General features: G+C 68.2%; 20 protein-coding genes and 1 pseudogene. 12 read left to right on the plus strand and 9 right to left on the minus strand.

Going from position 1 to position 21,026, the window contains the following annotated elements:
* Positions 1 to 258: 258 nt before the first annotated feature.
* From A9X00_RS32130 to A9X00_RS23745, 6 genes and pseudogenes are all read right to left on the minus strand, one after another.
* A pseudogene (locus A9X00_RS32130) lies at positions 259 to 763 on the minus strand (PPE family protein); the annotation flags it as partial.
* Between the two features lie 141 nt (positions 764 to 904).
* Positions 905 to 2,515 carry a PE family protein gene (locus A9X00_RS32595; protein WP_067158970.1) on the minus strand — a complete coding sequence of 537 codons (1,611 nt, stop codon included), beginning with the start codon at positions 2,513 to 2,515 and terminating at the stop codon, positions 905 to 907.
* 243 nt (positions 2,516 to 2,758) lie between these two features.
* The gene (locus tag A9X00_RS23730) at positions 2,759 to 3,388 is read right to left on the minus strand and encodes a class I SAM-dependent methyltransferase (protein WP_067158973.1); all 630 of its coding nucleotides are present in this window, start codon (positions 3,386 to 3,388) and stop codon (positions 2,759 to 2,761) included.
* Positions 3,385 to 3,954: a DUF4389 domain-containing protein gene (locus A9X00_RS23735; RefSeq protein ID WP_067159046.1), complete on the minus strand. Its 570-nt coding sequence runs from the start codon at positions 3,952 to 3,954 to the stop codon at positions 3,385 to 3,387. The genes A9X00_RS23730 and A9X00_RS23735 overlap by 4 nt, the downstream gene beginning before the upstream one ends.
* Before the next feature lie 41 nt (positions 3,955 to 3,995).
* Positions 3,996 to 5,216, minus strand: a complete 1,221-nt coding sequence (locus tag A9X00_RS23740; protein ID WP_232006915.1) for an NAD(P)/FAD-dependent oxidoreductase — start codon at positions 5,214 to 5,216, stop codon at positions 3,996 to 3,998.
* 45 nt (positions 5,217 to 5,261) lie between these two features.
* Complete coding sequence (locus tag A9X00_RS23745; RefSeq protein ID WP_067158974.1) at positions 5,262 to 6,143, minus strand: SDR family NAD(P)-dependent oxidoreductase; 882 nt, start codon at positions 6,141 to 6,143, stop codon at positions 5,262 to 5,264.
* Positions 6,144 to 6,712: 569 nt separating this feature from the next.
* Here A9X00_RS23745 and A9X00_RS23750 point away from each other — a divergent pair.
* The 3 genes from A9X00_RS23750 to A9X00_RS23760 all read left to right on the plus strand — a co-directional run bounded on the left by A9X00_RS23750 (position 6,713) and on the right by A9X00_RS23760 (position 8,766).
* Positions 6,713 to 7,522 carry a SigB/SigF/SigG family RNA polymerase sigma factor gene (locus tag A9X00_RS23750; RefSeq protein WP_067158977.1) on the plus strand — a complete coding sequence of 270 codons (810 nt, stop codon included), beginning with the start codon at positions 6,713 to 6,715 and terminating at the stop codon, positions 7,520 to 7,522.
* A 143-nt stretch (positions 7,523 to 7,665) separates the two neighbouring features.
* Entirely contained in the window at positions 7,666 to 8,271 is a 606-nt protein-coding gene (locus A9X00_RS23755) for a hypothetical protein (protein ID WP_197515248.1), read from the plus strand.
* Between the two features lie 3 nt (positions 8,272 to 8,274).
* On the plus strand, positions 8,275 to 8,766 hold the full coding sequence (locus A9X00_RS23760) for a DUF2231 domain-containing protein (RefSeq protein ID WP_067158983.1): 492 nt from the start codon (positions 8,275 to 8,277) through the stop codon (positions 8,764 to 8,766).
* Positions 8,767 to 8,829: 63 nt separating this feature from the next.
* Here A9X00_RS23760 and A9X00_RS23765 read toward each other — a convergent pair whose 3' ends face one another.
* On the minus strand, positions 8,830 to 9,948 hold the full coding sequence (locus A9X00_RS23765) for a sulfite oxidase (RefSeq protein ID WP_082975466.1): 1,119 nt from the start codon (positions 9,946 to 9,948) through the stop codon (positions 8,830 to 8,832).
* Positions 9,949 to 10,069: 121 nt separating this feature from the next.
* Between A9X00_RS23765 and A9X00_RS23770 the strand changes: the two genes are divergently transcribed.
* The 3 genes from A9X00_RS23770 to A9X00_RS23780 all read left to right on the plus strand — a co-directional run bounded on the left by A9X00_RS23770 (position 10,070) and on the right by A9X00_RS23780 (position 12,776).
* Positions 10,070 to 11,011 carry a LysR family transcriptional regulator gene (locus A9X00_RS23770; RefSeq protein WP_067158989.1) on the plus strand — a complete coding sequence of 314 codons (942 nt, stop codon included), beginning with the start codon at positions 10,070 to 10,072 and terminating at the stop codon, positions 11,009 to 11,011.
* A 43-nt stretch (positions 11,012 to 11,054) separates the two neighbouring features.
* Entirely contained in the window at positions 11,055 to 12,203 is a 1,149-nt protein-coding gene (locus A9X00_RS23775; protein ID WP_067159056.1) for a serine hydrolase, read from the plus strand.
* 252 nt (positions 12,204 to 12,455) lie between these two features.
* The gene (locus A9X00_RS23780; protein WP_156772258.1) at positions 12,456 to 12,776 is read left to right on the plus strand and encodes a hypothetical protein; all 321 of its coding nucleotides are present in this window, start codon (positions 12,456 to 12,458) and stop codon (positions 12,774 to 12,776) included.
* A gap of 7 nt (positions 12,777 to 12,783) precedes the next feature.
* Here A9X00_RS23780 and A9X00_RS23785 read toward each other — a convergent pair whose 3' ends face one another.
* Positions 12,784 to 13,260, minus strand: coding sequence for a nitroreductase family deazaflavin-dependent oxidoreductase (locus tag A9X00_RS23785; protein ID WP_067158993.1), 477 nt, complete (start codon positions 13,258 to 13,260; stop codon positions 12,784 to 12,786).
* A gap of 168 nt (positions 13,261 to 13,428) precedes the next feature.
* Between A9X00_RS23785 and A9X00_RS23790 the strand changes: the two genes are divergently transcribed.
* Genes A9X00_RS23790 through A9X00_RS23815 form a run of 6 tightly spaced genes read left to right on the plus strand, consistent with a single transcriptional unit; the run spans position 13,429 to position 19,843 of the window.
* On the plus strand, positions 13,429 to 14,109 hold the full coding sequence (locus A9X00_RS23790; protein ID WP_067158995.1) for a TetR family transcriptional regulator: 681 nt from the start codon (positions 13,429 to 13,431) through the stop codon (positions 14,107 to 14,109).
* 8 nt (positions 14,110 to 14,117) lie between these two features.
* A complete protein-coding gene (locus A9X00_RS23795) occupies positions 14,118 to 15,341 on the plus strand; it encodes a cytochrome P450 (protein ID WP_067159002.1) in 1,224 nt (407 codons plus the stop codon).
* Positions 15,335 to 16,282, plus strand: a complete 948-nt coding sequence (locus tag A9X00_RS23800) for an SDR family oxidoreductase (protein WP_067159005.1) — start codon at positions 15,335 to 15,337, stop codon at positions 16,280 to 16,282. The genes A9X00_RS23795 and A9X00_RS23800 overlap by 7 nt, the downstream gene beginning before the upstream one ends.
* A gap of 40 nt (positions 16,283 to 16,322) precedes the next feature.
* A complete protein-coding gene (locus tag A9X00_RS23805) occupies positions 16,323 to 17,489 on the plus strand; it encodes an amidohydrolase family protein (RefSeq protein WP_067159008.1) in 1,167 nt (388 codons plus the stop codon).
* 1 nt (position 17,490) lies between these two features.
* A complete protein-coding gene (locus A9X00_RS23810) occupies positions 17,491 to 18,735 on the plus strand; it encodes a Xaa-Pro peptidase family protein (RefSeq protein WP_067159012.1) in 1,245 nt (414 codons plus the stop codon).
* Positions 18,725 to 19,843 carry a Xaa-Pro peptidase family protein gene (locus A9X00_RS23815; RefSeq protein WP_067159014.1) on the plus strand — a complete coding sequence of 373 codons (1,119 nt, stop codon included), beginning with the start codon at positions 18,725 to 18,727 and terminating at the stop codon, positions 19,841 to 19,843. Before A9X00_RS23810 ends, A9X00_RS23815 begins: the two co-directional genes overlap by 11 nt.
* Positions 19,844 to 20,153: 310 nt before the next feature.
* Here A9X00_RS23815 and A9X00_RS23820 read toward each other — a convergent pair.
* Positions 20,154 to 21,026, minus strand: an 873-nt coding sequence (locus A9X00_RS23820) for an HNH endonuclease signature motif containing protein (RefSeq protein WP_156772259.1), incomplete at its 5' end; no start/stop codon positions are given.

Genomic DNA, 21,026 nt, shown 5'->3' on the forward strand with positions numbered 1-21,026 from the left:
GACTCTGGAACGTCAGAATCGTCTGCCCGGGCGCACCCAAGCCCAACGTGGTTTCTCTCCCAGAGGTCACCGAGGCCGTGAAGAGTGGGCTCGAGATGTTGGTCGCGACAAAGTGGTTGTCGTCGGGATCGGCCTCAGACGTCGTTGAGAACAAGCCCCCGAAATTCGTGACCTGCCGCATGAAATCCGGGTCGCCGGCGACGGGGTTGGTGACAGGGCTAAGGCCCAGCGCCGACGCGAGCTGGGTGGCCAGGTTATGCAATGGCGCCAGCGCCGCGCCGGCGGCCGAGGCGCCGGAGTGATAGCCGACCATCGCGGACACGTCCTGCGCCCACATCTGCTCGTACTCGGCCTCAGCGGCCGCAATCGCCGGCGCGTTCTGGCCGAAGAGGTTCGACATCACCAACTGCACGAACCCGTTCCGGTTCGCCGCCACCTGCAACGGATGCACCGTGGCCGCCACGGCCGACTCGAACGCTCCGGCCACCGCCCGGGCCTGCCCGGCCGCGCCCGTCGCCTGGCTCGCGGCCTCGCTCAACCACCGGCTGTACGGGGCCGCCGCGGCCGTCATCGCCGCCGCCGCCGGACCCTGCCACGCCTGCTGGGTCAGGCCCGACGTGACCGAGGAAAACGACGACGCCGCCGACCCCAACTCGGAGGCCAAACCATCCCAGGCCGCCGCCGCTTCCAACATCGGCCCGGAACCCGCGCCCGAGAACATTCGCGCCGAATTGATCTCCGGTGGCAATACCGAGAAATTCATGACCACAGTCCCTTCCCTGAGGGCCGCGACAATGTGCCGGCGCAGTCATCACCGACAACACGCAGCGTCTAGGACTACACGAAACAGGGGCGCGGTTAGTTCAATGTCGCTCCGGATACGGCTTGCACCGGGTTCGGCACCCTATGCGGCGGGTGTGATTGCCAGCGCGAGTTGCTTGGGCGCGAAGACCAGCAGGGCGGTAGCAAGCCCGCTGGTGGGCGTGCCCAGGACGGTAACGGCCAGAGGGAGCTGGCTGTTGACGAGAATCGCGGCAGCAATGCCCGCGACACCAGTGCCGGTCGCGACCCCGGTTATCGTCCCGGTTATCGGGGTCGGCGGTACGAGAAGTCCATCCAGCGGAATGTTGAAGTCGGCGGTGCCGTTCGCGAACGTGACGGTGCCCAACAGGGGGCCGGGGCCGAGATTTGTGCTGAACGTCGGCAGGGGAATTGACACCGGAAGGCTCGTCTCCCCGTTGAGGAAGGCGTCGGTCACGACGGCCGGCGCATCGATGAGTGTGCCGATCGCGCCGGTCAGGTTGCCGGTTTGCAACTCGCCGACGAATTGCGATGCGCTTGCCGATAACGCGCCGAACGCGTTTACCGGCGCGCCCACGGCGTCGATGAGAAGCGCCGCCGGCAATCCGATATCCGTCGTAAGAGTGGCACTGAGACCGCCGGTCCCGAGCCCGAGAAGCGCGGTTGCGTTGACGGACGTGTCCGTGAGCGTATTGATCACGTTGGTGAAGTTCTGCGAAACCTGTGCCGGAATGGTGCCGGGTGGCAGCAGGTTGGTGAAATTCTGAGCCACCATCCCCGGAATGGTGAGGATCGGTAACAGGTCCCCCAAACTGCCCGCCGGCGTGATGGAGATGGCAAGCCCGGGGGGCACCAGGACATCGCCGGTTTCGGTGATGTCCGCGCCGGTGACAAACAGACCCACGAAGCCCTGGACAATGTCGCTTACCGCGCCGCTGACGTCGCCCGCCATCAGGGCCTGCACGGCGGATTGGAAGGCCGCCGGCAATTGCTCCAGGCCGACGACGAAGTCACGGGCAGCGTTCTGCAGGGACGTCGCGATGATCTGGGCGTAGGCCAATTGGTTCGCGATGATCTGCTGCACAAGGGGGGCGGGGTCGAAGGCCAGCAGCGCCTGAATGGCCGCCTGGATGTTCGCTGGGAGGCTCGCCAACACCGCGGGAAGGTTCTGCAGTACGTATTCGACGCCGGCCGCGATCGTCCGCGCATAGGCGATTTGGTTGTTGAGGAACTGGCGCAGGAACGGCGCCGGATCGGCGGCTATGGCGCCCCCGAGTGTCTGCAAGTTTGCGGCCGTGTTGCCGATCAGCGTTTGGTAGGGGCCGGCGATCGACGCGAGCCCGGTGCCCGCGGCCGGCGCCAGTAGAGCCGCGTAGCCGCCGGAAAATGCTTGCGAGACAACCCCGCCGACGCCGCCCTGCAACTGCAACACGGCGGCGCCCTCGGCGCTCGCATATGCGCCCGCGGCGGCGGCCAACGCCCGCACAAATTCCTGATGAAACGCGGCTGCCCGCGCACTCAGCGCCTGAAATGCCTTGCCCTGCGAGGCAAATAACGCCGCAACCGCCGCCGACACTTCATCCCCGGCGGCGGGCAGCAAAGCGGTCGTCGGGGCCGCCGCCGCGAAGCTGGCCGCGCTGATCGTTGACCCGATGCTTTCCAGATCCGTCGCCGCCGCTGTCACGATGTCCGGCGCCGCGATGACAAATGACATGTGCTGGCCCCTGTCGCCCGATGCTGCAAATCGATCACCTGATGGCGTCAGGTGAGGTTGCTCGATGGGCCGCCACCGTTAGGGCACAGTCCCGGACGCCGCACGGCTCACCGGGCTTGATCAGGCCAGCCTACAACTCGGTGACCCAGCCGACAGACGAATGAGCGATCAATTCGCGAGGCGCTGGTGGCCTCCGCCGCGAACCTGGGGAAAGTTCGGCTATCCCAACCACTTCCGCGAATTTCAAGCGTTGCCCTCGACCAAGGTGGCGAAGCCCTGCAGATGCGGCTTGCACGGGAACGGCACCGGAGTCCGGATGCGGCGCAGCCCCGAGGTGTCGAAGCCGGCCGCGGCAATCGCGTCCACCGTTCGGCGGTTCGGGTGGCAGCCGGCGGCAAACCACGACCATGGCCCCGCGACCAGATCCTGGAACCGGCCCGTCACCCCGTCGCCGCGGACATGCTCGAGCACCACCAACCTGCCCCGCGGGACCAGCACCCGCCGGATCTCCGCCAGCGTCGCCGCCACGTCGTCGACCGAGCACAGCACCAGCCCGACGTGGACCGAATCAAAACTGTTGTCCGGGAAGGGAATCGACTCGCCCGCGCCGTCCACGATGTCAACGGCGATGCCGTGGCGATCGGCCACCCGCGACGCCATCCGCCGGAACGCGGCCGCCGGCTCCACCGCGGCGACCGACGTCACGCCTGGCGGCACGAACTTCAAATCGGTCCCCGGCCCCAGGCCGACCATCAGCAGCCGGCCGGTTGCGTGTGCGATCGCCGCTCGGCGATATCGGTTGTAGAAGAGCCGGTCGAAAATCGGCTGACCGAACCGATATATGTATGGGAACAAAGGATTTCCGCGCGTTATCTGCCACCTAGATCCAGCCGGAACGGCGGGTATTCGTCACTCATCAACGATACATACGCCGCCACCCGGTAACGCCACCGAACGATCCCCATGAGCAGGTCGAACATGCCGCGATGCGTGGACCCCTTGCACAGCAACCACGCCGCGTTGATGACGCAAAGCACCTGCAGGAGCGGCTCCATCGCCCAGCACAGCACTATCTGCGGGAGCCCCAGCAGCCACCACTTCACCAGCACCGCCCAATTGGTGAGGCGCTCGGGGTAGTCGACGATCAGGTCACCGGGATAGTCGGGCCGCGACGCCAGCGTGAAGGGCGGGTACTTGTCCGTGCTGTTCATCGGGAAGCGGTAATTCATGACCCGCCACGACCACCGCAGCACCCCGACGTTGAAGTCGAATATCGGGCGGGGGTAGCGCCCGGTGAACAGGATCGCCACCCCGGCGACGATCGTGAGCAGCGGATACACCAGATAGAGCAGGATCAGTATCGGGTAGTGCGGGACGGCCAGCACGCACCACTTGACGAGCCAGAGCCAGCGCGAGGGTGTCTCCAGATCCCCGCGCACCCGCACCGGACCGTCGTCGCCTGGCACCGCCGCCGGCCCGTTCATCGGCGGCCCGACGCGATCGGCATTGCCGTCCCGAGGCGGCGATCGATCGCCGCGGACAGCCGGCGATGACTCGTGCACCGCAGAAACGTGGTCAGCATCCAGGTGTGTACCCGGTCGGGGATCATCGTGGCCGGCCACAACACCGACTCGCCGTGGGCCACCTGTAGCGACGCGACCCGGGACACGGCGCCGACCCGGCGGCGCCGGGCCTTCTCGTACCGGCGCAGCGCGGCGGCGATTTCCTTGGCGAGATCCCCGGGCCCGCTGTCGACCCGGACACCGGACAGCTCCCTGCGCAACACCATGGTGTCCAGCAGCGCCTGATTGGTTCCCTGCGCGAGCGTGGGCGGCATGGTGTGGGCGGCGTCGCCCAGCAGCGTCACCGGACCGGCGCCCAGCGGGCGAAGCGTCGGGTGCCGAAAGTGCGGGTAGGGCGAGCCGGCCAGGTCCGCGTCGGTCAGCGTTCGCAGGACAAGGTCGACGGTGTCGGACCAGCCGGAGAAATTCGACCGGATCACGTCGATCGGGCGGCGCGGCCTGACGAAGTCGTGGGACCAGGGCAGGTCGAACCACCACTGGACATCGCGGCCCCCGGCCGGCCAAACGCCGGTGTTGCCGCGCTCGCCGATGACGATCATCGCCACGCGCTTGTCGACGATGCCGGGAAGGCTGACGAGCCCCTGCCAGCTGCACCAGCCCGTCGGTTCGGCGGCGGGGGCACCGACGACATCGCGCACGACGGAATGCAGGCCGTCGGCGCCGATGACCAGGTCGCCACGGGCCTCGGTGCCGTCTTCGAATTCGACGTGGACGCCGTCGGTATCCGTCACGACCCGCGCCGCGCGGGAGTTGCAGCGGATGCGATCGGTCGGGAAGCCGTCCAACAGCCGTTCCAGCAGGACGCGGCGCGGAACCATCCGCACCGGCGCACCCAGCCGGTCGACCACCGCGTCCACGTCCAGGCTCGCCAGCTGGTGTCCCCGGGAGGTCAGCACCCGCACCCGGGAAAGCAGTTGACCGGCCCCGTCCATGTCGACGCCCAGTTGCCGCAGCACCGCCTCGCCGTGGGACCAGGTGGTCACCGCGCCGCCGCCGGCACTGGTGTCTTTGCGCTGGTCGAAGACCGTGACGTCGTGGCCATCGCGCAGCAGTGCGCGCGAGACGGAAATCCCGCTCACGCCGGCGCCGATGACAAGTATCCGCAGGGGGCTCGTCACTTCATTGGATACGTGCCAGCGCGCCTACCGGTTCAACGAATCCGGTCAGCTCGCCGGCCTGCCGACCATCTTGTGCAGTTCCTCGACCGACCACGGTTCGGCGTCGTGGTGATCGCGGTAGGCGAGCACCCGCGGCGTCGGCCGGTCAAAGCTGCCGACGAATCCGCCCGCGGCCACGAAGATCTGGCCCGTCACGCCGCGCGACAAGTCGCCGGCGAGATAGGCATAGAGCGGGGCCACAAACGCGGCCGGGGCGCTGTCGAGCGAGGCTCGCATCGTCACCTCGTCGAGCAGCCCGCGGCGGTGCAGGTCCGCGATGTGCTCTTCGTACTGGGTACCGGTGGACAGCCGCGTTCGGGCGCCGGGGCACACCACGTTGGCCCGCACGCCGTGGGGTTTCAATTCCGCCGCGATGGCCATGGTCAGCGCGTTGACGGCACCCTTGCCCGCCGGGTAACCCGTGCCGCCGTAGTCCCCGAGAAACGCCACCGAGCTGGTGTTGACGATCGAACCGTGCCCCTGCGCCGCCATCACGCGGGCCGCGACCCGGCACGTGTGAAATGCGGTACCCAGGTGCCCGCTGATCAGGCGGTCGAATTCCTCCGGCGAGATGTTCAGGATCGACGAACCCGCGGGCTCGGCGATCCCGGCGCAATTGATCAGCGCGTCCAGCCGCCCGTACGTGCCCACGCACGCGTCGACGAGCGCGGTCGCGGTGCGCTCGTCGTCCGCGGCCCCGACCACCGGGGTGACGCGTCCCCCGGTGTCCGATATCGCGGCGGCGGTCTCCGCCACGGCGTCGGCGTCGCGCCCGTTGACCACCACGCCGGCGCCCAGGTCGCACAGCAGTTCGGTGACCGCGCGTCCGATGCCGCGACTCCCGCCCGACACCACCACGCCGCGCCCGTCCAGCATCGGATCAGCCATCGGCGCGCGCTTCGCAATCCTCCGAATGCCCTGTGCGAGCGACCTTCTCGCTGGCGATCAATAGTTCGTGCGCGGGCGTCGCAAACATGTGCCGAACAGTACCCAGGCGCGCGGGGAATGAGAAGCCCGCAACTGAGGCGCGTCCGGGCTATCCCGCCGCGATTGCCCGCACCCGGCCACCCAGCGCCAAGGCGTCTTACAGCGGCGATCAGCGAACTTCCAAACATGAACGACAATTCGCTCCCAGGCGGGCTGAGCTGAGCGCGATCGCAGGTGCGCCCGACGGGGCGTATAGTCCTTAGTGAAGTCCGTTTCTGGACAGGTCGCCGTTTAGCTAAAAGCGGTCAGTCAGCCGCACTGCTGCTGAGTATGGCGTGGCTCCGGCGGAAAACACTCCGGTCACCCCTCGTTGTTGCTGCGTGCGCTGATCACCGACTTCTCCGGGGCGGATACAGGTGTAGCGGAGGCGACTGTGCGCATATCCTGCGATGCCTCGCTGCACACGACCCAGAAAGTGGGCCAATAATGCAAATCCCTTCCCGTACAAATCTTTTCGCGTCGACTAGCCGATGACCGGCGTAGCGACGCCCGCCCGACCAACTCGACCAGCCAGAACCCAGACGGACGATTCCTACGACGATGTTGTCGAGATGTTCGTGGTGCTGCGCCGGTTGCCCGCGGAATCCCACGAGTACGGCCGGCAGCGCGAACGGATCGTCGCTCGGTGCCTACCGCTGGCGGACCACGTGGCCAGCCACTTCGCCCGGCGCGGGGAAGGTCTCGACGACCTGACCCAGGTTGCGCGTCTCGGGCTGATGAACGCCATCAACCGCTTCGACCCGGACAAGGGGCCCAGCTTCATCGGGTTCGCGGTGCCCACCATGATGGGCGAGGTTCGGCGGTACTTCCGCGACTACAGCTGGGGCATGCGAGTGCCGCGACGCCTGCGCGAACTGCACGTCCAAATCAGCCGCACCACGAGCGATTTGGCGCAAAAGCTGGGGCGAGCGCCCACCGCCGGTGAGCTGTCTGCCGTGCTGGAGGTCCCGCGCGAGGAAATCATCGAATGCCTCGTCGCCGGCGATGCCTACCGGCTCGACTCCCTGGATGCGCCCCTTGGCGCCGACGGCTCGGGCAAGCCCCGCCTGGTGGCCGACGCGGTCGGTGGCGTCGACCCGCAAATCGAGCACATCACCAACCGCGAAGCCGTGCGTGCCATCGTCGGCGCACTCCCCGAGCGGGAACGTCAGGTGCTGCACATGCGGTTCTTCGAATCGATGACCCAAAGCCAGATCGCCGAGCGGATCGGCGTATCGCAGATGCAAGTCTCTCGCATCCTGGCCCACACCCTGCGCTGCCTGCGCGACCGGCTGGAGTAGGTCGCTGGCTACCGGCCCGCCCCGGCAGGACCTTCGGTGACACCCGGCGATGTACTGTGCGATTCGGGAACGGGTCGACTGTGTCGCCAGAATCAGCCTGGAAGGAGCGGGATGCGATGAGGGTTTCTCGGACGTTTCAGACGATGGTCGCCGGCGTTGCGCTGGCCGCGGCGCTGACGGTGGCGGTGGCCGGTTGCGGCAACAAGTCGGGGACCACCACGTCATCGACGTCGAAGCCGGGCGCGTCCGGCCCGGCGTCGACGACCGGCAGCGCGGCGCCCAGTCCCGCGGCACCGGCAGCCGACTACACGGGGCTGCTGATCAAGGCGACCGATATCAACGCGCCGATCCAGTTCAACGCCGGCCCCCCGACCAACAACCCGAATGGGCAGCCCGGCGCCGCCATTACCTTCAGCACCGACGACAACAGCCACGTCATCAAGGACACGATCCAGGTGCTCGCGGATCCCGGCGCCGCGACGAACGCGCTGAACGCGGCCAAGGGCGCGCAGGGCGGCATCATCAAGAATCCGGCGACGCAACCGTTCAACGTCGGAACGGGCGGAACGACCGTGTCCGGGAACTCGCCCGACAACTCCAAGGGCGTCTTGGTTCTGCTGTTCACCGAGGGCAAGGCGTTCGTCACCCTCGAATTCGACGGCCCGGTCGACTCGCTCCCCCCGCAGGACTTCGTCACCGACGTGGCCCAGAAGCAAGACGATGCCGTGAAGAAGGGGCTCGGCGGCTGACGCATGGACGTCGTCAGCGGCCTGCCGGCTCATGCCCTATGGCTGCATCTAGTGGTGGTGCTGGTCCCTCTGACCGCCGTGCTCGAAATCGTGTGCGGCCTTTGGCGGGCGGCCCGGCGGGGCCAGCTGATGTGGCTCACGCTGGCGCTGGCCACCGCGACGATGGTGATCACGCCCATCACCGTCAACGCCGGAGAATGGCTCTATGACCTCAGGAAAAAGCCGAGTCCCATCCTGCAGGAGCATGCCGAGCGGGGCAGCACCATGGTCTATTTCGCCGCCGCCATGCTGGTGGTCGCGGTCGGGCTCGTGGTGCTGCGCGTGGTCGAACGCCGATCCGACAAGCGCCGAGTGGTCGCTCATCTCGTTGTCGCGATAATCGTTCTCGCCGTGGGAATCTCGTCGACCATTCAGATCTACCGCACGGGCGACGCGGGCGCCCAATCGGTGTGGGGCGGCGAGATAGCACGGCTGAAGAAGTCCAACGGGACTTAGCCGCGGCACCCATGCGGCGCCCCGCTTCGCCCCGCTCCGGCGCCCTCGCGATCGCCGCGGTTCTCAGCCCACGCTGAGTGCGACGCGCGCCCACGCATTGTTGGCGTACCCGCGCGGGTTCCACAGCGAGGCCGCCGACTCCGGCTGCGTCGCGCCGGTGTCGTCCCAGGCGCGGGCGGTGATGTGCAGCGGCCCGGGCGCGACGTCGACGACCAGCGACCACGGCCGCCACGACCACTTGCTGACCGCGCGATGCAGGTCGGCCTGGCGCCAGGTGAGTCCGTCGTCGAGGGACACGTCGACGCGTTCGAGGCTGCGGCCGTCGCCGGCGATTCCATAGCCGCGGATGGTCAACGGGCCCCGGGACACCCGATCGCCCTCGGTGGGTTCGAGAATGTCGCAGTTCAGCGCCAACGACGACAACGCGATGCCCTCCCCCGCGGCCGCGGCGTCGGGGTCGCCGTCTGAGGGCAGGATGCGGTAGTCGTGCGCCTGGAAGTAGTTGTCCGACGGACCCTGTTGCACGGTGACGGCCGTGACCCATTTGACGCTGCGCGCCCCGATGTATCCGGGCACCACCACCCGGACCGGACCGCCGTGGGCGCGTGGCAGCGGTTCGGAGTTCATCTGCCACGCCAGCAGAACCTCCGGCGCCATCGCCTTACCGAGGGGGATAGAGCCGCCGTAGCGCTGGACGGGCCGAGCTTCTGCGGCGACGTCCGGCGCTTGGAAAGCCACGTGCAGCCCGTGGCCCTGGCGCGCCCCGGCGGCCGCGAGGACGTCCGCCAGCCGGACACCGCGCCACTCGGCCGTCGAGATCGCCCCGTGCGCCCACGGATCCTTGCCCGGGATCGGCCGCACCCGCAGCATCTCGGCGCGGCGATTGCCCGCGCAGGCCAGGGTGGCCACCACATCGTGCTGATCGAATTCGGTCGTGAGCTGCTCATACGTCAGGGTGAGCGGTCTTGTCACCAGCCCGTCGACCGCCAGCTGCCATTGCTGCGGCGCGATATCGGGGAACGGGCCGTGGTTGCGGGCGTAGAACGCGTCGGTCGGGGTGATGTCGCTGCCGGCCAGTACCGCGGGTGGCGGTTCGGCGTTGTACGGCAGGCGTCCACGCACGATCATGTCGTCGCGCTTGCCCCACAGCGCCGTGGCCGGGGCGATGGCGCTCGCTGTCATGTAAGCAATCGTTTCGGAGTTCAGCCGCCGCGACCAGGGGGATGAATTTTGTGGGGTCACAAGCTTTACTTGTGACCGGTGCGGATCTCACAACGCCGCCTTGTGCCCCCGGAGGATCGCCATGCCGCTCAGCACCCACATGCCCGACCTGTCCGCATTCGAGATCTTCACAGCGATCGCCCGGACCGGCAGCCTGGCCGCCGCCGGCCGGGAATTCGGGCTGACACAGCAGGCCATTTCGGCGCGGCTGGCGTCGATCGAGGCGCAAACCGGCATCGCGCTCGTCGTGCGCACCCCGCGCGGGTCGCGGCTGACGCCCGCCGGAGTCGTCGTCGCCGAGTGGGCGGATCGGCTGCTCGACGTCGCCCAGTACGTCGATGCGGGGTTGGCGTCACTGCGATCCGAAAGGCGCAGGCGCGCCAAAGTGGCGGCCAGCCTCACGATCGCCGAACAGCTCATGCCGCGCTGGCTGGTATCGCTACAGGTCGCGGCGAGCCGGCTGGGCGCCGCGCCGCCGGAGGTCATCATGACCGCCACCAACAGCGACCAGGTGATCGCCTCCGTGCGCGAGGGCAAAGCCGATCTCGGATTCATCGAAACCCCATACCCGCCAAAAGGTCTGCGCAGCCGGGTGGTCGGGCACGACGACCTGGTGCTGATCGTGCCCGCGGACCACAAATGGGCGCAACGCCAGCGACCTGTCACCGCCGCGGAACTGAGTCAGACTCCCCTGGTGACCCGCGAACCCGGATCGGGGACGCGCGACTCGTTGACCACGGCGCTGCGCCACGCGCTGGGCGACTCGACGCCACAGGCTGACCCGGTCCTCGAACTGTCCTCCGCCGCCGCGGTGCGCGCCGCCGTCGTGGCGGGCGCCGGACCCGCCGTGATGAGCCGGCTGGCCGTCGCCGACGACCTGGCGATCGGACGGCTCCGCACGGTGGAGGTGCCGGAGTTGAACCTGCGACGCCAACTGCGGGCCGTCTGGGTGGGCGGGCGTACACCGGCCGCCGGGGTGGCGCGGGACCTGCTCTCGCACATCACCAGCGCGCCCGCTGGTTAGCACCCTTGCCCGCGGCTGCACCGTCACATATGTTCCGTTGGTGGTGACGAGCGTCATTCACGGACACTGCGACGACGCGTTCGACAAGGTCGGGGCCGCGCTGGCCGACAACATCTCCTGCGGAGAAGAAGTCGGCGCGTGCATCGCCATCGACATCGACGGGGAAACCGTCGTCGACATCTGGGGCGGCTTCGCCGACGCCGCACGCACGATCCCCTGGGCCGAGGACACCATCGTCAACGTGTGGAGCTCCACCAAGACGGTCACCAGCCTGGCCGCCCTGATGCTCATCGACCGCGGCCTGATCGAACCGACCGCACCGGTGGCCGAGTACTGGCCGGAATTCGCGGCAAACGGCAAGCGCGACATCGAGGTTCGCCACATCCTGTCGCACACGTCAGGCGTGTCCGGCTGGGACCTGCCTTTCACCACCGAGGACATGTACGACTGGGAGAAGGCCACCGCGGCCCTGGCGGCCCAGGCGCCGTGGTGGGAGCCAGGAACCGCCTCGGGGTATCACGCCCATAACCAGGGCCATCTCATCGGTGAACTGATCCGCCGCGTCGCGGGGCAGTCACTCAAGGAGTTCGTCCGCGACGAAATCGCCGGCCCGCTGGGCGCAGACTTCCAAATCGGTGCGGTGCGAGCCGATTACGACCGGATCGCCGAGATCGTTCCGCCGCCGCCCCTCGAGCTGCCACTCGAGGCGCTCCCCGAGGACAGCCCGATGCGCAAGACCTTCAGCGGGCCGCCGCCCAACGCCGAGGCCGCCAACACGCCGGCCTGGCGCGATGCCGACATGGGCGCCCTGAACGGTCACGGCAACGCACGGTCGCTGGCTGCGATCCTGTCGGTGATTTCGTTGGGCGGCAAGGCCCGTGGGGTTCGGCTGCTCAAGCCCGAGACCGTCGAGCTGATCTTCGAAGAGCACGCCAGCGGCGTCGATCTCGTGCTGCCATCGCCGCTGCGGTGGGGCCTCGGGTACGGCCTTCCCCAAAAGGACGCGCTCCCCTACGTTCCCGACGAGAAGATCTGCTTCTGGGGCGGGTGGGGCGGCTCGATGGTGTTGATGTGGCCCGACCGGAAGGCCACCGTCTCCTACGTCATGAACAAGATGGGGCCGGGCGTTCTCGGTTCGGACCGCATGGCGATGTACGGGAAGTTGATCTTCGACGCGCTCGCGCCGCGCTGACGGTGGGCCCGCCGCGGCGCCGGCATCAACGGGCCCACCTTCAGCAGGCGAGGGCCGGTTTAGCGGTGACATAATCCTGCCGCCCAGGCAGGTGACTTTTTGCGGACTGGTAGGCGATGACATCGGTTGTATCGGAACGATGCAGATCCCTTGCAGCGCAGGGGATTGTGCGCGGTTGCCGCGGCGGATATGGTCAAGAAGTTCACAGGACAGTCCCAACCCAACCACGGAACTCCAACGAGGGGGTGCACCGTGAGACAACCGGAACTAACCAGCCTCATCGGCCTGCGCGACAGTGACGGCGATCAGCTACACCTCGTTCGCCTCGATCGGGCCAATGGCTCCCGCAGGTATTTGATGGCAATCGGTCAGGAGAGGGTGTTCCTGACTCCCGGCGATCTGGATCGGCTGAGCACCGTCATCCGGGGCGAAGTAGGTGGCCGGAATGACGATCTGAAGGCCGCGTTTAGGCTCCTCGCCCACGCAATCTGGCTCATGATCATCGTCGCGGTGTTGTCGCTGCTCGCGTCCGCACTCACCGGGCCATTGTTTGCCTACCCCTGGTCGAACTGAGAGCCGGTCAGCCGGTCGGCGTGAGCAGAAACAGGCGGAACTGGCGCCCGCCGGCGCGGTCTTGGGCGATCTGATAATTCGGCCAGTGCGCGACCACCCGGGCCCATGCCTCGGCGCGCTCCTCGCCGCTGAGCAGCCGCACCTTCGCGACGAAACGGTGCCCGCGCCTGCGCACCGTGACCCGTTGCGCCGCTTTGAGATTCGCCGACCACGACGGGTGCCGGGCGAGGCCCCAGTTGGACCCGACCACGATCAGCGAATCGCCGTCGGGGACGCACTGCACGGTCGCCGTGCGGGCCAGGCCCGTCTTGCGCCCCGAGGTGGTCACCTGGATGTTGGGCACGCCGGTCAGGTCCAGGACGCCGATGCGCCCGTTGGTGGCGAACCGGAGGAAGGCTTCGGCCCCCTGGGCGGCCGCTCGCCCCCGCAGGATCAGCCACCGGTATGCCGTCGGGTTTCGCGCCACCCGCTGCAGCGGATTCACACGCGTACTGTATTCCGGCCCGGGAAACTACGCCGTGACCGACAATCGCCGAGCCGGTAAATCCGCAGGAGAAGTACGAGTGCAGGCCTGCAAAACTTCAGGCTCGGCGCGTTGTCGGATCTCGGGGGCGCGGCGTTAAATAAATTGCTTGATTTAACGTGGGGCGCGGTGTTCACTGGGGCGATGAGCGCCCAGAGGATGGCCCGCTCCGGCAGGTCGACGGGCACCCGCGAGGCGATCTTGTCGGCAGCGGAGGTGCTGCTCGCCGAGCGCGGCATGTATGCCGTGTCCAATCGGCAGATCAGCGAGGCGGCCGGCCAGGGCAACAACGCCGCGGCGTGCTACCACTTCGGGACCAGGACCGACCTGCTCCGGGCGATCGAAAGCAAGCACCGCGAGCCGATCGAGGAGCTGCGCGCGCAGATGCTGGCCGACATCGGCGAATCGACCGAGCTCCGGGACTGGGTGGGCGCGCTGGTGCGCCCCCTCACCGATCACCTGGCCGCGCTGGGCACCCCCAGCTGGTATGCCCGGTTCGCCGCCCAGGCGCTGGCCGACCCGACCTATCGCCACGTCGTCACCAAGGACGCGCTGACGTCGCCGCTGCTGGTGCGGACGATCGACGGCATCAACCGCTGCCTTCCTGAGCTCCCCAAGCGGGTGCGCTCCGAGCGCATCTCGATGGTCCGCAACATGCTGATGCACACCTGCGCCGAACACGAGGCAGCGCTGGCCGAGCACGGGCCGCGGTCGCGGTCGAGCTGGCCGGTCGCCGGCGAGGGGCTCATCGACGCGATCGTCGGGCTGTGGCGCGCACCGGTGCACGTGAACGCGGCGGACGACAACTGAGGAGCGGGATGACCGATACCAGGACCGACACCGACGTCCCGGAGTTTCCGATGACGCGGGCGCCGGGCTGCCCCTTCGCGCCGCCGCCGGAAGCCTTGGCGCTCAACGACACCAAGCAGTTGAGCAGGGTTCGAATCTGGGACGGCAGCACCCCCTGGCTGATCCACGGCTACGACGCGATCCGCGCATTGTTCACGGACTCGCGCACCAGCGTCGACGACCGGCTGCCGGGCTACCCGCACTGGAACGCGGGCATGTTGGCGACGGTCCACACCCGGCCCCGTTCGGTCTTCACCTCCGACGCCGAAGAGCACACCCGGTTTCGCCGGATGCTGTCAAAACCCTTCACCTTCAAGCGGGTCGAAGCGCTGCGCCCGGCGGTGCAGAAGATCGCCGACGACCGCATCGATGCCCTGCTGGCCGGCCCCAATCCCGGTGACATCGTCAGCACCCTGGCGTTGCCGGTGCCGTCGCTGGTGATCAGCGAGATGTTGGGCGTCCCCTACGAGGACGCGGACTTCTTCCAGGAGCAAGCCCAACGGGGCACGGGGCGCTACGCGACGGAAGAGGACACGGCCAAGGGTGCCGCCTCGTTGGCGAAATACCTGGCCAACCTGATTCGCGCCAAGATGCAAAGCCCCTCCGAGGATTTGGTGTCCGACTTGGCCGAGCGGGTCAATGCCGAGGAGCTCAGCGTGCGCGAGGCGACGCAACTGGCGCTCGGCGTGCTGATCGCCGGTCACGAGACCACCGCGAACATGATCAGCCTCAGTGTCGCGGCGTTGCTCGAGCACCCCGAGCAGCGGGCGCTGCTGCGCGACGCCGACGACCCGAAGGTGATCGCCAACGCGGTCGAGGAACTGATGCGCTACCTGAGCATCATCCAGACGGGTCAGCGTCGTATTGCCGTGGAGGACATCGAGGTCGGCGGCGAGACCATCCGGGCCGGCGAGGGCATCATCCTCGATGTCGCGCCGGCCAACTGGGATCCCCGGCAATTCCCTCACCCGGACCGGCTGGACCTGTTGCGCGAGGACGGCGCCCATGTCGGGTTCGGCTACGGCCGCCACCAGTGTGTCGGCCAGCAACTGGCCCGGATGGAACTGCAGATCGTCCTGCCCACCCTGCTGCGCCGGGTCCCGACGCTGCGGTTGGCCGCGCCGCTCGAGGAGCTGCCCTTCAAGCACGACACCCTCGCCTACGGCGTGTACGAGCTCCCCGTGACATGGTGAAGCCCGACCTGGCCCTTGAGGTGCCCGATCTGTCGGGCCGCTGCGCGCTCGTCACCGGCGCCAACAGCGGGCTCGGGCTTGGCCTGTCGAAGAGGCTCGCGGCCGCGGGCGCCGACGTGGTCATGGCGGTTCGTTGCCGGGCCAAGGGCGAAGCCGCCATCGCCGAGGTCCGCCGGGAGGCGCCACGGGCCAAGCTGACCATCAGGCATCTGGACCTGTCGTCGTTGCGGAGTGTGGCGGCGCTGGGCGAGGAGCTGGTCGCGGCGGGCCGGCCGATCGACATCCTGATCAACAACGCCGGCGTCATGACGCCGCCGCGGCGTCAGGAGACGCGCGAAGGTTTCGAATTGCAGTTCGGCACAAACCATCTGGGTCACTTCGCGCTGACCGGACACCTGCTGCCGTTGCTGCGCGCAGCGAAGTCCGCTCGGGTGGTGACCGTCAGCAGCATCGCCGCAACCCAGCGGAACCTCGACTTCGGCGATCCGAACGCCCACCATGGTTACCGACCCATGCGCTCCTACGGAATGGCCAAGCTGGCGCAACTGATGTTCGCGATGGAATTGGATCGGCGCAGCCGCAGCGGCGGTTGGCGCCTGATGTCCAACGCGGCGCATCCCGGGCTGAGCAAGACCAACCTGCTCAGCGGGGCGTCCTACGGGCGCGACACGCCGACTCTGCAGGCCCGTCTCACCCGGCTGACGTGGCGGCTGCTGCCGTTCATGTGGCTCGACGTCGACGAGGGCATCAAGCCGACGCTCTACGCGGCCGTGTCGCCGGACGCCGACGGCGCAAAATACTACGGCCCGCGCGGCCTGTACGAAACCGCCGGGGGCGGCGTCACGTTCGCGGGTGTCCCCCGCTTGGCGCGTAGCGAGGCCGACATGGAGCGGCTGTGGCAGATGTCCGAACAACTCACCGGCGTCGCGTACCCCGGATGATGCCGGCGGTGACCACTGTGGAGGGACGATACGAACGATGATGTCGAGTCGAACCCGCACCCTCTACCCCGAGGGGGTGATCGGCGCACCCAAACACCGCCACGGTCACGCCGCTGGGTGTCCCACCGGCCTGCCCGCCGGCACGGAAGTGTTCTCGGCCGACAACCACATCTCGGTCGCCGACGACATCTTCTACGAGCACTTCCCGGACGACCTGAAGGATCACGCGCCCCGTATCTGGTACGAGGACGGCGCTTACCTGCTCGGACGCCCGGGCCAATCCATGGTGGTCGGCGATTTCAGCGCGGTGCTCATGCAGTACGACGACCTGGCCGGCGCGGTGAGCAGCAACATCGACGCCCGCGTACGCGAACTCGCCGAAGACGGGGTGGACAAGGAATTGGTGTTCCCCAACGCGGTGCTGGCGTTGTTCCACTATCCCGACAAGGACCTGCGGGAGCGCATCTTTCGCATCTACAACGAACACATCGCCGCCGTGCAGGAGCGCTCTGGCGGCCGCTGCTACGGCGTCGGCCTCGTCAACTGGTGGGATCCGCGCGGAACCCGGCGCACGCTGACCGAGCTGAAAGCGCTCGGGCTCAAGACGTTTCTGATGCCGATCAGCCCCGGCAACGACGACAACGGCCGGGCCATCGACTTCTCCAGCGCCGCGATGGACGCCGTCTGGGGCGAGATCGAGGACGCCGGGCTGCCGGTCGCCCACCACATCGGGGAGAGCCAGCCCAAGGTTCCCAGCGAGGTCAACAGCGTCGCAGTCGCGATGATGGTCAACATCGACTCGTTCCGGGAGATGTTCTCCAAGTACATCTTCGGCGGCATCCTCGACCGCCATCCCCGGCTGCGGATCGGCTGGTTCGAGGGTGGAATCGCCTGGGTGCCGCCGGCGCTGCAGGACGCCGAGCACGTGCTGGCCTCGTACCGGCACATGCTCAAGGACCACCCGCAGCGCGACATCCGCTACTACTGGGACAATCACATGTGCGCCTCGTTCATGGTCGACGGGCTGGGGCTCGACCAGATCGAGGAGATCGGCATCGACAAGGTGATGTGGTCGTCCGACTATCCGCACAACGAAAGCACTTTCGGCTACTCGGAGCGGTCGTTGGCCGCGGTGGTCGACGCCGTCGGCCCCGAAGACGCCGTGCGGGTGGTCGGCGGCAATATCAAGAAGTTCCTGGGTGTCTAGCATGACCGACGCACTCACCGCCCGCGGCTCGGTGATCGACATTCCCGACGAGCCGGACTTCGCCCGGATGCGCGCCGAGACCGGCGCGCGGCTTCGCGCCGCGATGGCCGACCACGGCGTCGACGCGCTCATCCTGCTGATGAACGGCTACGTCGGATACGCGACTGGCGCCAGCTGGGCGTTGATCGACGCCGGCCTGTCGCACGTGGAGCGGCCGGTCGCCGTCGTGCTGGCCGACGACGAGCACCCGCATCTGTTCCTGCCGTTTCGCGCCGGGGCGTCCCTGGAACCACGCGATCCGCCGGTGCCCGACGACCATCTGCACGGTCCGGTCTATCTCGAATTCGACCGGGGTGTAGAGGATTTCGCCCGGACATTGGCGGAGCTGATCCCGCGGGACGCGACGGTGGCCGTCGACGAGCTCACCGGCGCGATGCGGCGATCGGCGGCCACCCTGTTCCCGGCCGGCCCGCCGTCGGACGCCGCGCTCGTACTCGGCGCCGCGCAATTGGTCAAGACGCGGGACGAGCTGTCCTGCCTTCGCCGGGCCTGTCGCATCACCGAACAGGCGGTGGTCGACGTGCAAGCGGCGTTGGCGCCGGGCGTGCGGCAGATCGACCTGTCGGCCAAGCTCGTTCGGCGCGCGTTCGAGCTGGGCGCCACCACCAACATGCTCGAGGCCATCTGGCAGGTGATGCCGAGTTCGCGGGAAGCCGGGGTGTGGACGACGCACGGCGACCTCGCGTTGCCCCTGCTGCCCTCGGCCCGCGAGCTGGCCGCCGGGGACGTGCTGTGGACCGACATCAGCATCAGCTATGCCGGATACTGCTCAGACTTCGGGCGCACCTGGGTGGTCGGCCAAGAACCCTCGCCCCGTCAGCAGGACCAATTTCGGCAGTGGCGAGCCATCCTGGACGAGGTGCTCCAGGTGACCAAGGCCGGTGTCACCTCGGGCGATCTGGCGCGTACGGCGATCGCGGCCAACGGCGGTCGCAAGCCTTGGCTGCCGCACTTCTATCTGGGCCACGGCATCGGCACCTACCCCGCCGAGGCACCAATGATCGGAACGGACCTCGGCGAGGAGTACGACGACAACTTCGTCTTTTCGCCCGGCATGGTGCTGGTCCTCGAGCCGGTGGTGTGGGAGGACGGCACGGGCGGCTATCGCAGTGAGGAGATCGTGGTGATCACCGAAGACGGCTACACGCCGATCACCGACTACCCCTACTCCCCTTATGGCGAGTGAGATTTCGCCCGACCCGCCGCGATTGCGGACGGGCCGTCGGGAACGGGCACTGGCCCAGATGGACGCACACGACCTCGACATCCTGGTGCTGGGGCGGCAATCCAACATTCGCTACGTGACCGGCGCGCCGCAGCTGTGGATAGCCGGGACGCGGCCGTTCGGTCCGATGTGCGTGGTGGTGCGCGCCACCGGGGACATCTACCTCAACAGCACCGACGACGAGGGCGTCCCCGAGGAGATCGGTCACGATCACCTCTACGGGCTGGCCTGGAACCCAATGACGCTGATCGACGTGCTGAAGAAGATCGACGGCGCCGAAGCCGCGCGCCGGGTCGGAACCGACGCCATCACACCGACTTTCGCGGCATTGCTACCCGATGCCTTCCCGAACGCCGAGCTGGTCGACGGCGAGCCGGCGATGCGGACGGCGCGGCGCGTCAAGACGCCCGACGAGATCGCCGCGATGGGCCCGGCGCTTCGAGTGGCGGAACGCGGACTCTCCGCCGCCGTCAAGGAATTGCGGCCCGGGGCGACCGAGCAGACGCTCGCCGGGGCCGCGCTGGAGGCCATGGCCGCGGGTGGTGTCAGCACGCCGGCCACCCAGGACGTCGCCTGGGTGACCTCGCGCGACCACCCCTGGCGGCGCGGCCCTCGCGAGGTACGGCCCGGTGACCTCGTCGCCTTCGCCGCGGGTGCGCTGGCGGAGGGGTACGTCGGTGAGGTCGGCCGGACCTGGCCGGCAGGTGAGGGGGCGAACGGTTCGACTGGGAAGCTGTTCGGGCGCTCGGATGCGCTGTTTGACAAGATGATCGCGGCCTGTCGCCCCGGCGCAGCCGCGACCGGGTTGCTCGCCGCGTATCAGGCGGCCGGCGAGCCCATACCGCCGATGCCCGTCGCGCACGGCTTGGGATTGGGTTTCGATCCGCCCGTCGTCTCAGAAACCCTGGCGGCGGCAGACGAAGACGACCGGCTCGACGCCGGGATGGTGCTGGCGATCACCGGCTATGTGTGGCAGGAGGGTGTCGGCGCGGTTCTTCGTCGCGACACCGTCCACATCACCGACGAAGGTGCAGAGGTGCTGACCGCCAGCCCGTCGCCGGGCTCCTGACGGCCGCCGGCCGACCTGCGGATTTCGCCCGCGTGTGCAAGGGTTAGCAGCATGAAGACGAGAGTATTGATGGCCACGGTCGGTGCTGCGGCAGCCTTGGCGGCCGGCGTCATGTGGACCGCACCATCGGCCTCCGCTGATACCCCGTATTGCAATTCGCTTCCCCCCAGGGATGCTCGTGAGTGCAACTGCGGATTCGACTTCGCCCCGGGCAGTCAGGAACTCCACGACTGCCTGTACGGAAACCCGGCCCCGGCACCCAAACCCTGATCCGCCTGGCGGCCGACGCCCGATCGAAAACTGCCTGCGGTCAAACGGGTTCGTCATCGTCTTCGCCGCGCAGCATCCGTTCGGGGTGGTGGAAGGAGTTGGTGCGGGGTTGTCCGCGGTCGAGATGCGGTGGGGGGATCCATTCGGTCTCACCGTGGGTGTTGGTGCGGGTGGTCCAGCCTTGTTCGGCGAGGCGGTTGTCGGGTCCGCAGGCCAGGGTGAGGTCGTCGATGTCGGTGCGCCGGGTGGTCGTCCAGCTTTGGGTGTGGTGGACCTGGCTGTGGTAGGCCGGGGCGTCGCAGCCGGGTTTGGTGCAGCCGCGATCGCGGGCGTAGAGCATGATGCGCTGGGCGGGTGAGGCGAGTCGTTTGGTGTGGTAGAGCGCCAGCGGTTTGGCGTCGTCGAAGATCGCCAGGTAGTGGTGGGCGTGGCCGGCCCAGCGGATGATGTCGGACATGGGCACCAGGGTGCCCCCGCCGGTCAGGGCTTTGCCGGTGGCGGCCTCGAGCTCCTTGAGCGTGGTCATCGCCACGATCGACACCGGTAGCCCGTTGTGGCTGCCCAGCTTTCCCGAGGAGAACAGGGCCCGCAGCCCCGCGAGGAAGGCGTCGTGGTTGCGCTGGGCGGTCGATCGGTGGTCGCGGCGCACCGCGTCCTCATCGGGGGTGTCGTCGATGACAGGGGTGTCGTCGTCGGGGTTGGCCGCGCCGGGGGCGGCCAGCTTGGCCAGCATCGCCTCGATGGCGGCGCGTAGTTCCGGGGTGATCAGGCCGCTGAGCCGTGACATGCCGTCGAAGTCCTGCTCGCCGAGGGTCAGGCCGCGCCGGCGGGCCCGTTGTTGGTCGCTGAACTCGCCGTCCGGGTGAAGCCAGTCCATGATCCGCCGGGCGTATTTGGCCAACTCGTCGGGCCG

The sequence above is a fragment of the Mycobacterium sp. 1245805.9 genome (assembly GCF_001672915.1).
Classification (GTDB): domain Bacteria; phylum Actinomycetota; class Actinomycetes; order Mycobacteriales; family Mycobacteriaceae; genus Mycobacterium.

Coding starts and splice junctions, on each gene's coding strand:
- A9X00_RS23795 (WP_067159002.1), top strand. CDS start 14,118: ATGACCGATACCAGGACCGACACCGACGTCCCGGAGTTTCCGATGACG.
- A9X00_RS23765 (WP_082975466.1), bottom strand. CDS start 9,948: ATGACAGCGAGCGCCATCGCCCCGGCCACGGCGCTGTGGGGCAAGCGC.
- A9X00_RS23770 (WP_067158989.1), top strand. CDS start 10,070: ATGCCGCTCAGCACCCACATGCCCGACCTGTCCGCATTCGAGATCTTC.
- A9X00_RS23810 (WP_067159012.1), top strand. CDS start 17,491: ATGACCGACGCACTCACCGCCCGCGGCTCGGTGATCGACATTCCCGAC.
- A9X00_RS23760 (WP_067158983.1), top strand. CDS start 8,275: ATGGACGTCGTCAGCGGCCTGCCGGCTCATGCCCTATGGCTGCATCTA.
- A9X00_RS23815 (WP_067159014.1), top strand. CDS start 18,725: ATGGCGAGTGAGATTTCGCCCGACCCGCCGCGATTGCGGACGGGCCGT.
- A9X00_RS23750 (WP_067158977.1), top strand. CDS start 6,713: ATGACCGGCGTAGCGACGCCCGCCCGACCAACTCGACCAGCCAGAACC.
- A9X00_RS23800 (WP_067159005.1), top strand. CDS start 15,335: ATGGTGAAGCCCGACCTGGCCCTTGAGGTGCCCGATCTGTCGGGCCGC.
- A9X00_RS23745 (WP_067158974.1), bottom strand. CDS start 6,143: ATGGCTGATCCGATGCTGGACGGGCGCGGCGTGGTGGTGTCGGGCGGG.
- A9X00_RS23805 (WP_067159008.1), top strand. CDS start 16,323: ATGTCGAGTCGAACCCGCACCCTCTACCCCGAGGGGGTGATCGGCGCA.
- A9X00_RS32595 (WP_067158970.1), bottom strand. CDS start 2,515: ATGTCATTTGTCATCGCGGCGCCGGACATCGTGACAGCGGCGGCGACG.
- A9X00_RS23755 (WP_197515248.1), top strand. CDS start 7,666: ATGGTCGCCGGCGTTGCGCTGGCCGCGGCGCTGACGGTGGCGGTGGCC.